General features: G+C 72.5%; 13 protein-coding genes. 6 read left to right on the top strand and 7 right to left on the bottom strand.

Translation table 11 applies throughout. The annotated features are described in order from the left end of the window. The first annotated feature begins 33 nt into the window (after nt 1-33). From ACFT2C_RS16385 to ACFT2C_RS16395, 3 genes are all read left to right on the top strand, one after another. Complete coding sequence (locus ACFT2C_RS16385; protein WP_377208124.1) at nt 34-459, top strand: pyridoxamine 5'-phosphate oxidase family protein; 426 nt, start codon at nt 34-36, stop codon at nt 457-459. Between the two features lie 183 nt (nt 460-642). Then, nucleotides 643-1,365 (top strand): dienelactone hydrolase family protein, encoded by a 723-nt coding sequence (locus ACFT2C_RS16390; RefSeq protein ID WP_377208125.1) that lies wholly within the window; start codon nt 643-645, stop codon nt 1,363-1,365. A gap of 221 nt (nt 1,366-1,586) precedes the next feature. Next, nucleotides 1,587-2,513 carry a DNA-binding protein gene (locus ACFT2C_RS16395; protein ID WP_377208126.1) on the top strand — a complete coding sequence of 309 codons (927 nt, stop codon included), beginning with the start codon at nt 1,587-1,589 and terminating at the stop codon, nt 2,511-2,513. A 152-nt stretch (nt 2,514-2,665) separates the two neighbouring features. On the opposite strand, the gene ACFT2C_RS16400 is transcribed toward ACFT2C_RS16395, so the two are convergent. Next, nucleotides 2,666-2,962 (bottom strand): DUF1330 domain-containing protein, encoded by a 297-nt coding sequence (locus tag ACFT2C_RS16400; RefSeq protein ID WP_377208127.1) that lies wholly within the window; start codon nt 2,960-2,962, stop codon nt 2,666-2,668. Nucleotides 2,963-3,064: 102 nt separating this feature from the next. Between ACFT2C_RS16400 and ACFT2C_RS16405 the strand changes: the two genes are divergently transcribed. Both ACFT2C_RS16405 and ACFT2C_RS16410 read left to right on the top strand, forming a co-directional pair. Continuing rightward, the gene (locus tag ACFT2C_RS16405; RefSeq protein WP_377208128.1) at nt 3,065-3,457 is read left to right on the top strand and encodes a winged helix-turn-helix transcriptional regulator; all 393 of its coding nucleotides are present in this window, start codon (nt 3,065-3,067) and stop codon (nt 3,455-3,457) included. A 151-nt stretch (nt 3,458-3,608) separates the two neighbouring features. Beyond that, nucleotides 3,609-4,874: a CehA/McbA family metallohydrolase gene (locus ACFT2C_RS16410; protein ID WP_377208129.1), complete on the top strand. Its 1,266-nt coding sequence runs from the start codon at nt 3,609-3,611 to the stop codon at nt 4,872-4,874. Here ACFT2C_RS16410 and ACFT2C_RS16415 read toward each other — a convergent pair. From ACFT2C_RS16415 to ACFT2C_RS16440, 6 genes are all read right to left on the bottom strand, one after another. After that, nucleotides 4,864-6,318, bottom strand: a complete 1,455-nt coding sequence (locus ACFT2C_RS16415; protein WP_377208130.1) for an MFS transporter — start codon at nt 6,316-6,318, stop codon at nt 4,864-4,866. The two genes, ACFT2C_RS16410 and ACFT2C_RS16415, sit on opposite strands and share 11 nt — an antisense overlap. Before the next feature lie 15 nt (nt 6,319-6,333). Further along, nucleotides 6,334-7,200: a ChbG/HpnK family deacetylase gene (locus ACFT2C_RS16420; protein WP_377208131.1), complete on the bottom strand. Its 867-nt coding sequence runs from the start codon at nt 7,198-7,200 to the stop codon at nt 6,334-6,336. Between the two features lie 17 nt (nt 7,201-7,217). After that, on the bottom strand, nt 7,218-7,775 hold the full coding sequence (locus ACFT2C_RS16425) for a hypothetical protein (RefSeq protein ID WP_377208132.1): 558 nt from the start codon (nt 7,773-7,775) through the stop codon (nt 7,218-7,220). A gap of 253 nt (nt 7,776-8,028) precedes the next feature. Continuing rightward, the gene (locus ACFT2C_RS16430) at nt 8,029-8,646 is read right to left on the bottom strand and encodes a hypothetical protein (protein WP_377208133.1); all 618 of its coding nucleotides are present in this window, start codon (nt 8,644-8,646) and stop codon (nt 8,029-8,031) included. A gap of 148 nt (nt 8,647-8,794) precedes the next feature. Further along, entirely contained in the window at nt 8,795-9,481 is a 687-nt protein-coding gene (locus ACFT2C_RS16435; RefSeq protein ID WP_377208134.1) for an FMN reductase, read from the bottom strand. Beyond that, nucleotides 9,478-10,635, bottom strand: a complete 1,158-nt coding sequence (locus ACFT2C_RS16440; RefSeq protein ID WP_377208135.1) for an LLM class flavin-dependent oxidoreductase — start codon at nt 10,633-10,635, stop codon at nt 9,478-9,480. Before ACFT2C_RS16440 ends, ACFT2C_RS16435 begins: the two co-directional genes overlap by 4 nt. 330 nt (nt 10,636-10,965) lie before the next feature. Here ACFT2C_RS16440 and ACFT2C_RS16445 point away from each other — a divergent pair, with 330 nt between their 5' ends. Then, nucleotides 10,966-11,310, top strand: coding sequence for an RNA polymerase-binding protein RbpA (locus tag ACFT2C_RS16445; protein WP_026365682.1), 345 nt, complete (start codon nt 10,966-10,968; stop codon nt 11,308-11,310). The last annotated feature ends 78 nt before the right edge of the window (nt 11,311-11,388 follow it).

Consider the following 11,388-nt stretch of genomic DNA (forward strand, 5'->3'; position numbering starts at 1 on the left):
ATTCGTCCGAGCGGGTCGCGTTGAATCGCCACCATGAGCGACAACAGCCACCTGACCGCCGAGGACCTCGAGTTCCTCCGACGCCCCCTGCACGGGTTCCTGTCCGTGGCCGGCGGCACGCAACCGCCGCAGCCGCGGCCCGTGTGGTTCGAGGCCACCGCCGAGGGGACGGTCCAGCTCTTCACCGAGCCGGCGTCGCTGAAGATGCGCCGGCTGGGCCGCGACCCTCGCGCCTCCCTCGTCGTCGCGGCGCCAGTGGGTGAGCGGGAGCGCTGGGTGTCGGTCGCAGGCCGGACGACGGTGGAGACAGGCGGGGCGCATGACCTCAGCTCCCGCCTCGCCGCACGCTACTGGGACCTCGACGACGAGACCCGGGCCCGTGACCTCGCCGCGATCCTGGCCACCGAGCAGGTGCGCATAGTGATTCATCCGGAGACCGTGCAGCGGTACGCGTACTGACGCCGCCGCGAAATCCGCGCCCGGACCACGGCGTGCGCTGTTAACCTTCCGGAGGCCGTGCAGGAGAACGAGGAGGTGGTATCCATGAACGCAGTATCGACATGGGTGCTCCCCTCCGGGGTCATGGTCGGGCGATAGGTCGTCCCGGGAGTGCCGTCATGCACTCTCTCGAAAGGCACGACCATGCGATTCAGTTCTGAGCAGCGCCTCGACGACGGCGTCCTCGAACGCGAGTTCACCCTCGGCGAGATCCCCGGCACCCTGTGGACGCCCGAGTCCGCCGGACCCGTCCCGCTGATCCTGATGGCCCACAACAACGGTCTGCCCAAGGGCGACCCCCGGCTGATGGCGCGGGCCCGGCTGTCCGCGGCGGCCGGGTACGCGGTCGCCTCCATCGACGCCCGCGGGTGCGGTGACCGGCCGCGCTCCCCCGACGAGGAGCAGGCTCGCGCCGACTTCCGCCGGGCCATGCAGGCCGGCGCACCGGTCGACGAGGTCTTCGAGTCGTTCATCGGCCCGCTGGTCGAGAGCGCGGTCCCGGACTGGCAGATCACCCTGGACGCGCTCCTCGCGCTGCCCGAGATCGGCGGGCAGGTCGGGTACTCGGGGTGGACCGCCCTCGGCATCCGGCTGGCGGTGCTCGAGCCGCGCATCGCCGTCGCCGGCTTCTTCGCCGGGGGCTACGTGCCCCGCGCCCAGCGCGAGGAGGCCCGGCAGGTCACCATCCCGCTGCTGCTCCTGCTGCAGTGGGACGACGAGGGCAACCCCCGGCAGCGTGCGCTGGACCTGTTCGACGCCTTCGGCAGCACCGAGAAGACCCTGCACGCCAACCTGGGCGGACACCTCGGTACCCCGTGGTTCGAGCGGGAGGACGGGGACCGGTTCTTCGGCCGGCACCTGAAGTGAGCCCGGCGCAGCCGGCGTGTTCGATGCTCACTATGTGCTCCTTGAGTCTGATATCGCGCGGTTCTCAGGGGCAGGAATCCGCATGACCTAGCCGTTTTCCCTGCTAGTACGCACCCGCTTCAGGAAAGCGGGTGCGTGCTTTGTGAGACGTCGAGTAGGAGTAGTATTGCGCTCCTACTCGTACTACTACGGGTACGGAACCGAGCCGATCGGAGAATGACGTGCGGGACAAGGAACGGGTCTTCCAGGCCGCCGAGGACCTGACGACCGAGGGCGTGGCCGTGACGGTGACGAACGTGCGCGAGCGCGCGGGCTGCTCCAACGCCGCAGCGACCAAGTACCTGCGCGAGTGGCGGGACGCGAAGGCCGCGGAGAGCCAGGCGCGGCAGGCCCTCCCCGATCTGCCGGCGGCGGTCAGCGCGCTGGCGGAACGTGGCATGGGGGCCCTGTGGGGCGCGGCGGTCGAGGTCGCGCGCTCGGAGCACGAGGCCGCCGCTGCGGCGTCGGACGAGGCGCTGACCGCCGTCGTCGGCGAGGCCGACGCCCTGGCCGCCCGTGTGGACGAGGCCGACGCCGAGCTGGCTCAGTTCCGCGCGGTGCTGGAGTCCGCGCGCGAGCACGCACGTTCCGCCGAGGAGGAGCGCGGCGCGGCGGAGAAGGAGCGGGCGGAGGCCGCGGCGTCGGCTGCCCGGCTGGAGAGCGAGGCCGGTGCGGCCCGGCAGGCGCTCGACGCTCTGCGGGACGAGCTCGCCCAGGAACGGACGGCGACGGCGGCGGCCGAGCGCGCCCGGTCCGACGCCGAGGCGGCTCGCGCGCAGGCGGAGGGTGCCGCCGTCGGGCTACGGGAGTCCCTGGCGGACGTGCGCGGTGCACTCGAAGCGGCGCGGGGCGACGTCGCCCAGGCGCACCGGGACCGGGCCGCGGCGGACTCCGCGCGGGCTGCCGCGGAGGCCTCGGTCGCGCGGCTGGAGGGTGAGCTCTCCGCGTCGCGCGACGCGCTGGACGCGGCCCGGACGCAGGCGGCGGAGGCCGAACGGGCGCGCCTCACGGCCGTGGCAGGCCAGGCGCAGGCCGAGGGCACGGCCGCTGGGTTGCGGGAGGCGCTGGAGGCTGCGGCAGCAGTGCCAGAGCCGTCGAGCAAGAGCTGACAGGCGGAGCTACGGCCGAGTGCTCCCGCTCGGCGGGGAGGTACCGGGCACTGCGGAGTAATCGCGTCGGGGAGGACGTACGAGGCCCGGAGCGCTTGGCGCTCCGGGCCTCGACTCATTGAAGCTCCAGTGAAGATCCGACTGGACCTCGGTCAGCCGACGCCTTCGATGATGCGGAAGTCGCGCTGGAAGCCGTCGGGGAGTGCGGCCAGCGCCTCCTGGTAGGCCGCGCTCGCGCGTGCGGCGACCGCCTGTTCGAAGCTGTCGAACTCGATCAGGACGACGCGCTCGGCGATTCCGGCTTCGTGTGCGTCGACCCGGCTGCCGCGGCTGGCGAGCACCCGCCCGCCCGCGGCCGCGACCGCTGGACGTGCCAGTCCGTTGTAGACATCAAGGCTCTCGGGATCCTCGATGGTGGGGTAGACGCTGACCCAGTAGCCCTTGGGCATGGAACCTCCAGTGTTGGAATCAATGCTTCGAATTCCGAAGCACTGCCGCGATGTGCGAAACTACCGTTTCGGAATCCGAAGCACAAGAGTTGACGGAGAGTCATGAACGCGTCGCCGACACCCATGCCGGGCCGGCCGGTCCGCGGCTCCACCACCGGACGATCGATGATGGCGGCACTGGACCTGTTCGGGCGCCGCTGGACTCTGCGCATCATCTGGGAGCTGAGGAACGAGCCGCTCGGCTTCCGGCTCCTGCAGCGGCGCTGCGACGGCATGTCGTCAAGCGTCCTGCGGCAACGGCTCACAGAGCTCCAAGAGGCTCGGCTCGCCGAGGTGCTGCGCGACGGCAAATACACCCTCACCTCGCTCGGCCAGGACGCCCGCGAGGCCCTGCGTCCGGTCATCGAGTGGTCGCGGCGGTGGGCTGCCGAGCTTGCCGATACCCCGCCCACTGCCGCCGAGGATGCCGGCGACAGCCAGCGCAACCGGTTCTGACAGCGGTCCGCCCGCGAGACACCTCAGGGCCCAGGTCGACCCCGAGGTCACAGTGGAAGCGCTCGTCCCCGACGGCGCCCGGCTGACCGGCGACGATGTCCTGGTGCGCCTGATCCTCGGGCGCTGACAGCGGACGCCGTAGGCTCGGTGCGTGACCCGCGAGGAGCGTCGGCTGCGCCTGTCGATCGACGACCAGACCGAGAGCCGGTACCTCGAGGTGCCGTTCGAGCTGCCGGCCGGTGGCGCATCGGCGCTGGAGGTGACACTCGCCTACGACCGGGACGCCGCGGTGATCGACCTCGGCTGCCAGGACCCGGAACGTTGGCGCGGGTGGTCGGGCGGTGCCCGGTCCCGCTTCGCGATCACGCCGGGCGCCGCGACGCCTGGGTACGAGCCGGGTGAGCTCGTCGCCGGGCAGTGGGCCGTGGTGCTGGGCCTGCACGGGATGCCCGCCGAACCGGTCGACGTCACCGTCGCGATCGCCACGGGGGTCGACGCCGGCCGGGTCGAGGACGAGCCGCCGGCGCCGCCTCCGCCGTCGGGCAGCGGGCCCGGCCGGACCCGGCTCGGGCGGGACCTGCCCGCGCCCGGCGGGCTGACCTGGTACGCGGGCGACCTGCACGCGCACACCACGCACTCGGACGGGACGCTGAGCATCGCCCAGCTCACCGCCGCGGCGGCGGGCCGGGGCCTGGACTTCCTGGCCGTGACCGACCACAACACGGTCGCCCACCACCGGCACCTGCCGGCCGTGGGCGCCGCGTACGACGTGTGCCTCCTGCCCGGGCAGGAGGTGACCACGCACGCGGGCCACGCGAACGCGTTCGGCGACATCGGCTGGGTGGACTTCCGGCGTCCGGCGGCGCAGTGGCTGTCCGACGTCGAGGAGCGGGGTGGCCTGCTGTCCGTGAACCACCCGATCCAGGACGACTGCGGCTGGCTGTACCCGGTGCGGACCGGGTTTCTCGAGCTGTGGCACATCTCGTGGTTCCTCGACCTGACAGCCACGGGCCCGTGGGCGTACCTGCGGGCGTCGTCGGGCGCCCCCGGCGCGTCCGGCACACCCGGCCACCCGGTGCTGCTGGGCGGCAGCGACTTCCACACGCCCGACCAGGGCTACCCGCCCGGCACGCCCACCACCTGGGTCGCGGCGGAGGAGCGCACGCCCGAGGCGATCCTCGACGCCGTCCGCCACGGGCGGACCGCCATCAGCCGGTTCCCGGGGCCGGGCGAGCCCGTCCTCGTGCGCGTGGACGAGGACCTGGTGGCGATCGACGCGGAGGGCACGGTCCTGGTGGACGCCGCCGGCCGCCGACACCGGGTGCACGGCGACCGGGTGACGTCTTCCGCCCCGCCCGGGCACGGTCCCTACCGGCTGGAGGCCGCTGACCGGACCCTGCTGGCGATCAGCGCGTGACCGGCTCCGGCTCCGGACCCTCGTCCCGAGTCTCGGACGCCTCCTGCGGCGCGGCCGGGAGGCTGATGAACCGCGAGACCGTCGTCCCGATCACGAGCAGCGCGAACGGGTACAGGGACAGGTAGACGCGGAACGCCTGCCCCGGGTCGGGACCGGGATCGGCGCCGTTCCGGTAGCCGAACCACAGCGTGAGCGACGCCAGCGCGCCCGCCGTCACCAGTGCGTTGAGCCGGCCCAGCACGCCGAACGCCGCCAGGAAGAGGCCGCTGCGGTGCGTGCCGTGGCGGGCGGCGTCGGCGTCGAGCACGCGCGCGATCACCAGGTCGTTGGTCGCGAGCACGCCGGAGTACCCGACGGCCACCGTGAGCCCGGCGAGGATCCCCGTGATCAGGTCCGTCGCGAAGTACATCGGGATGAACCCGACCGCCGCGACCGGCAGCGCGAGCCGCCACGTCCAGGCGGCACCCTTGCGCCGCACGACGGCGGCCCACACGCTCAGCATCCCGATCGCCACGACGATCACCACGAGCTGCAGGATGCTGGCGTCGAGCGCCGTCCCGCCCAGCGTGTGGTGCACGTAGAGCTGCAGGCCGCCCAGGACCAGCGCCATCGCGGCGCCGTAGCAGGCGTTGACGACTCCGACGGTCCAGAACTGCGGCGTCGACAGGATCTGCCTGACCGACCGGAAGAACTGCGGCCTGACCTCGGCGTTCAGCGCCGGGTCCTCGCGTACCCCGAACGCCGTCCACAGGATCACGGCCGCCGCCACCACCGCGAAGATCACCGCGAGGCGGCCGTAGCCGACGGTCGATCCCTCGGTGCCGAGCACGTTGCGGGCCAGGACCGGCGTCAGCGCCAGCGCGATCACCAGGGCGACCAGCTGCGCGCCCTGCCGCACCGCGTTCGCCGTCGCGCGCCGCTTCTCGTGGGAGAACAGCTCCGGCAGGAGCGCGCCGTAGCTGGCGTTGATCAGGGAGTCGGCCATCTCGGTGGTGATCGCGAAGACCGCGAACCACACCGCCAGCCCCACCGCGGAGTCGGCCACCGGACCCGGCACGGAGAACAGGGCGATCGTCGTGCAGGCGAGCACCAGCGCACCGGTCACCAGGTACGGCCGACGCCGCCCCCACCGCGACCGGGTGCGGTCCGACAGGTACCCGAAGACCGGGTTGTCCAGCGCGTCGAGCACCCCGTACACGGCATACACCGTCGCGTAGACCGCGGCGTCCAGGCCGAGCAGCTCGACGTACACGTAGAGCATCGAGCCCTTGACGAGGTTGATCGGGAGCGAGGTGCCGAACATCCCGACGCCGTAGCGCAGGGGCGAGGTCGCGGGCCGCGGCGTCTCTACCTGCGACGGCCCTGCCAGATCCCGGCCGGATCGCGACGACCCTGCCGGGGGAATGCTCTCCGGCGTGCCCGTTGCCGCTCGCTCGGCGTTCACGCCCGTGAGCCTAGCTCACCACCTGCCGACCAGGTCGATGCCCTGCCGCTCGACCTCCCGGATGAAAACGGGGTCGCCCAGCAGGCGCAGCTCCCACGTCCGCTTGCGCCACCACCCCGCCGACGCCTCCCGCAGCCGCGCCGTGTCCGGCGCCGGATGCAGGAAGATCTCGCTCGCGCCCTCGGGCAGCCGGTCCAGCAGGCGCAGGTAGTGGTCCCGCAACGTCACGTAGTCCCGCGCCTCGGCGTCTCCCCCGCGGTGGGTGGCGATGACGCGCGGCAGCCGGACGCCCGCGGCATCGGCCGCCGCCACGGCGCTCGCGTGCCGCGTCCGGACGGCGGGCGTGGCGAGCAGGGGGTCGTCGTCGCCGTACAGCTCCAGGCCGCGCGGCAGGCGCAGTGCCATCCCACGCTGCGCGCACACACCGATGGCCTCGGGCAGGTAGGAGCGGCCCGCCAGCCCGTAGAGCGAGCCGCGGTGGGAGTCCAGGCGGTCCGGCGCGGGCAGGCCGACGGCGGCCGCGGCCCGCGTCAGGGTGTCCGCCTGGGTGGTGATCCGGTCGACGACGTCGTCGAAGCCGCCGTCGGGCTCCGGTACCGGCAGGACCACGTGCACGCCGGGTGCGACGTCGGGCGCCACGCGGGCGAAAAGCTCCACGGCCCGCGCGACGGCGGAGCTCGCCGGATCGCTCGCGTCCGGGCCGTCGGTGCCAGGGCCGCGCTCCGGACCGCCGTCCAGCCCGTTCCCCGATCTGTCCTCCGGCCCGGCGGCGATCACGCCGACCGCCGTCAGCGGGGAGCCGGCCAGCAGTGCTGCGATCTCGCGGTCGGCGTCGGGGTCGGTCCCGGCGTCGTCCGCGGTGAGGACGAGGCTGCGCGTCATGTGCCCAGTCTGGCCGGTCAGCCGCTGCCGATCACGCTCGTCCCCAGCGCTTCGCCGACCTCGCCGAGCTCCACCTCGAGGTCCCACGGCGTCGTGATGTGCGGGATCGTCGCGGGGACGGAGGTCGCCACGGCCGTGTACAGGGTCAGGCTGGCGCCCAGCGTGTCGGCGCGCCAGACGCCGGGGCCGACCACCTCGAACTCCCCCGCCGCTGTGCGGTGCAGGACCACCACGTACTCCTGGCCCTCCCGCAGGACAGCCGGCAGGCCGTCCCCGGGCGGCGACGCCGTGGATCCGACCTGGGTCACGGCGATGCTGGCGTTCCTCGCGACGACGCCGAGCAGCACCTTGCGCAGCTGGAGCTCGGTGCGGGTGTACGGCACGCGGTCGACGACGTCGACGTCGGCGCCACCGGCCTGCACCAGGGCGACGATGTCGGCGTCGGCGACCAGCTGCTCGACCGTGCCGTACTCCTCCGGCGCGGTGAAGTTCGCCGTGCTGACGCCCGTGGCGCAGCCGCTGAGCAGCCCGGCAGCGGCGAGCGCGCCCACCAGGACCCCCGTGTGCTGTCGCATAGCCGGTCCCGTCCCCCTCGTCCCCAGTCGCCAGGTGCCTCGTTCGGCGCCTCCCCCGGGAGAGAGAGCGACGGGACGTAGCGCTTGGTGCACTGGCTCACGAGCGCCACGTCATGCGCTCGTCGTGCAACGAATGCTCCCCCGTTGCACGAATGCGGGACAAGGTGTGGCCCGGGCGATACCGGGCGGATCGAACCGTCAATTTGGCGCCATATGAAAACGCGGGGCGGATATGCGGATCTGCCCGGTTTCGTCAGGCGGCGTGCGCCCGGCCTATCGCGCGCACGAGCCCCGACGTGGAGATCGAGCCCATGCGGTACCGCTCCACCGCGCGGACGAGCGCGTCGCTGACGTCCCGCGGCACCCGCGAGGACCGCGCGGCCGGGTACCAGATCTCCCGGTCGAACACGCCGGTCCGCCGGGCGGGGCCGCGGTACAGCCGCCCGGCGAGGGGCGGCGGTCCTGCGACAGGCGGTGCGGGCACGGGCGGCGGAGGGACCGGGGGATGCCCGGCGGGCCCCGCTGCCGTTGCTCCGGGAACCGGGGCGGACGACGCCGGCAGGGCCGGACGGTCGGCCAGGCGCGACGCGCGGTACCGGGCGCCGGGGTTCCAGCGCAGCGTGGGCATCTTCGGCGCGGGCGACCGCACTCCGCTGGTCTCGCGGCGCGGGGCAGGCGCGTCCGGCACCTCGGCGGCCTGCGTCGTCGAGCCGGCCCCCGAGCTCGCCGCCTGCTCGGCGTGCGCCGTGCGCAGTGCCGCGACGATCCGGGCCACGCGGTCGGTGTCGGCGTTCAGGAGGTGCGCGTTCGCGTCCTCGGGGCTGTCCGCGCTCGCGCCGTCCGAGACCGGGCTCTCCGTACCGTCCGCCATGACCGCGCTCCCTCGCCCTCGTCGCGGCCACGACCAGTGGCGACCGCTGTCCCATATGTTCCCCGCCCTGCCCTGGGCATGCAAGCCCCCGGGCAGGGTGCGCACCGGTCCCGGCGGGCCGGGCTCCGGCGGGCCGGGCTCCGGCGGGTCAGTCCCCGCCGAGCATGTCCAGGAAGCTCGGGGTGCTCGAGAACGGGTCGGCCGGCTTGTCGTGCTCGCCGCGTGCGGACACGAGGCCGGCGAAGGACCGGCCCGCCCGCTCGATGCGCTGCGGCAGGGAGCTGCCGCCGTCGTCGTGCCCCGCGCCACCGGACTGTGCCCAGTCGTCGGTGGCGGCGAAGACCGACGTCGTGACGACGTCGGCCCGCAGGTAGGTGAACAGCGGGCGCATCGAGTACTCGAGTGCGAGCGAGTGCCTGGGGGTGCCGCCGGTCGCGCCGAGCAGCACGGGCATGCCCGTGAGGGCCTCCTTGTCGAGGATGTCGACGAACGACTTGAACAGCCCCGAGTAGGTGGTGGTGAACAGCGGGGTGACGGCGATGACGCCGTCGGCCTGCGTGATCGTCTCGATGTCGCGTGCCAGGTCGCCCGTGGGGAACCCGGTGAGCATCGCGTCGATGATCGCGTGGCCGTGGTCGCGCAGCTCCACCATCTCGACCGTCACGTCGTGGCCGAGGGCCTCGAGCTCGCGCGCGGTCGCGTCGGCCAGGCGGTCGGCCAGCAGGCGCGTTGACGAGGGCTGCCCCAGCCCGGCGTGCACGACGGCGATGGTGCGCGGGGTGCGGCCCTCGGGCCCGCTGAAGTCCTCGGCGTCGAACGGCGAAGCGGTGGTCATGAAAGGACCTCCTCGGCCCGCTTGCCGGTGTACTCGTCCCCGCCGTCGCCGACGTGGGTGGCGCCGGTCTCGCCCTTGGCCCGGGCGGCGGCGACCCGCTCGGCGTGCGTGGGCGGGTTGGCCGGAACGTCGGCCGGACGCTTGGCGTCGGCGATCTTTCGCAGCTCCGGCACGACGTCAGAGGCCAGCAGGTCGATCTGCTCCAGGACCGTCTTGAGCGGCAGGCCGGCGTGGTCGGTGAGGAACAGCTGGCGCTGGTAGTAGCCGACGTCGTCGATGAAGGACCCGTAGCGGTCGATGACCTGCTGCGGCGAGCCCACGGTCAGCGGCGTCTCGCGCGTGAAGTCCTCCATGCTGGGGCCGTGCCCGTAGACGGGCGCGTTGTCGAAGTACGGGCGGAACTCGTCCCAGGCGTCCTGGCTGTTCTTGCGGACGAAGGCCTGGCCGCCGAGGCCCACGATCGCCTGGTCGGCACGGCCGTGGCCGTAGTGCTCGAACCGCTGGCGGTAGAACTGGACCATCTGCTTGGTGTGGCTCATGGGCCAGAAGATGTTGTTGTGCAGGAACCCGTCGCCGTAGTAGGCGGCCTGCTCGGCGATCTCGGGGCTGCGGATCGAGCCGTGCCAGACGAAGGGCGGGACGCCGTCCAGCGGGCGCGGCGTGGCGGTGAAGCCCTGCAGCGGGGTGCGGAACTTGCCCTCCCAGTCCACGACGTCCTCGGTCCAGAGCCGGTGCACGAGCGCGTAGTTCTCGATGGCGAGCGGGATGCCCTGGCGGATGTCCTGCCCGAACCACGGGTACACCGGTCCGGTATTGCCGCGGCCCATCATGAGGTCCATCCGGCCGTCCGAGATGACCTGGAGCATCGCGTACTCCTCGGCGATGCGGACCGGGTCGTTGGTCGTGATCAGCGTCGTCGCGGTGGACAGCGTGACGTGCTTGGTGACGCCGGCCAGGTAGCCGAGCATCGTCGTCGGGCTGGAGGCCACGAACGGCGGGTTGTGGTGCTCACCGGTGGCGAAGACGTCGAGGCCCGCCTCGTCGGCGTGCTTGGCGATGGTGAGCATCGCCTTGACGCGCTCGGTGTCGTCCGGGGTGTGCCCGGTCGTCGGGTCCGTCGTCACGTCGCTGACACTGAAGATCCCGAACTGCATGATGCTGCGCTCCCCATGATCGTGTTGCCCGTGGTGCTGCTGGGTCCTGCTCCTGATAGTCCATGCATCTGCATGCACATGGGCCTCAACCGGCTGCTATCGTCGATTGTTCCCACGGTGCCCACTCCCACCTGCCGTGACGTACGTGAGATCGCGCACATCAGCGCCCAGTTTGCCCGGAGTGCGCTTGCGAGCGCACATCCGACGCGTAGCCTGATCAGACGGCTGGAAAATAGACGGCTGGAACGGCTGGAACATCACAGAGGGTCCCTGCGTTGGCTATACGGACCTTTTTCCGCCACCTATCCCGACAACCCTCTGGAGGACATCGTGCCCGACCGGTCCCTGCGCGGTATGAGCATCGGTAGTAAGAGCATGGAGTCCGACGAGGGCGTGGACTTCGCCCCTCGGTTCCAGGCCTACTACGACTGCCCCAACGGCCACACCATCATCCTGCCCTTCGCCACCGACGCGGACGTCCCCCCGATCTGGGAGTGCCGCTGCGGCGAGGAGGCACTCCTACGCGACGCCGAGAAGCCGGAGCCGAAGGCGACCAAGCCCCAGCGCACCCACTGGGACATGCTCCTGGAGCGCCGCACGGTCAAGGAGCTCGAGGACCTGCTCGACGAGCGCCTCGAGCTGCTGCGGGCCGGCAAGCTGCGCCGCTCGGCCTGACCGGCCGGCGGCTCCGAGCCGCCGCCGAGCAGCCACTGATTGAGAACGACCGTCGGGTCCGGGCCTCGTGCCCGGACC

The sequence above is a fragment of the Promicromonospora sp. NPDC057138 genome, assembly GCF_042670845.1.
In the GTDB taxonomy this organism is placed as follows: Bacteria; Actinomycetota; Actinomycetes; order Actinomycetales; family Cellulomonadaceae; genus Promicromonospora.

What these genes read in the sequence shown, in the direction of transcription:
- ACFT2C_RS16385 (WP_377208124.1), top strand. Translation starts at nt 34, where the DNA reads ATGAGCGACAACAGCCACCTGACCGCCGAGGACCTCGAGTTCCTCCGA.
- ACFT2C_RS16390 (WP_377208125.1), top strand. Translation starts at nt 643, where the DNA reads ATGCGATTCAGTTCTGAGCAGCGCCTCGACGACGGCGTCCTCGAACGC.
- ACFT2C_RS16400 (WP_377208127.1), bottom strand. Translation starts at nt 2,962, where the DNA reads ATGCCCAAGGGCTACTGGGTCAGCGTCTACCCCACCATCGAGGATCCC.
- ACFT2C_RS16405 (WP_377208128.1), top strand. Translation starts at nt 3,065, where the DNA reads ATGAACGCGTCGCCGACACCCATGCCGGGCCGGCCGGTCCGCGGCTCC.
- ACFT2C_RS16420 (WP_377208131.1), bottom strand. Translation starts at nt 7,200, where the DNA reads ATGACGCGCAGCCTCGTCCTCACCGCGGACGACGCCGGGACCGACCCC.
- ACFT2C_RS16425 (WP_377208132.1), bottom strand. Translation starts at nt 7,775, where the DNA reads ATGCGACAGCACACGGGGGTCCTGGTGGGCGCGCTCGCCGCTGCCGGG.
- ACFT2C_RS16430 (WP_377208133.1), bottom strand. Translation starts at nt 8,646, where the DNA reads ATGGCGGACGGTACGGAGAGCCCGGTCTCGGACGGCGCGAGCGCGGAC.
- ACFT2C_RS16435 (WP_377208134.1), bottom strand. Translation starts at nt 9,481, where the DNA reads ATGACCACCGCTTCGCCGTTCGACGCCGAGGACTTCAGCGGGCCCGAG.
- ACFT2C_RS16440 (WP_377208135.1), bottom strand. Translation starts at nt 10,635, where the DNA reads ATGCAGTTCGGGATCTTCAGTGTCAGCGACGTGACGACGGACCCGACG.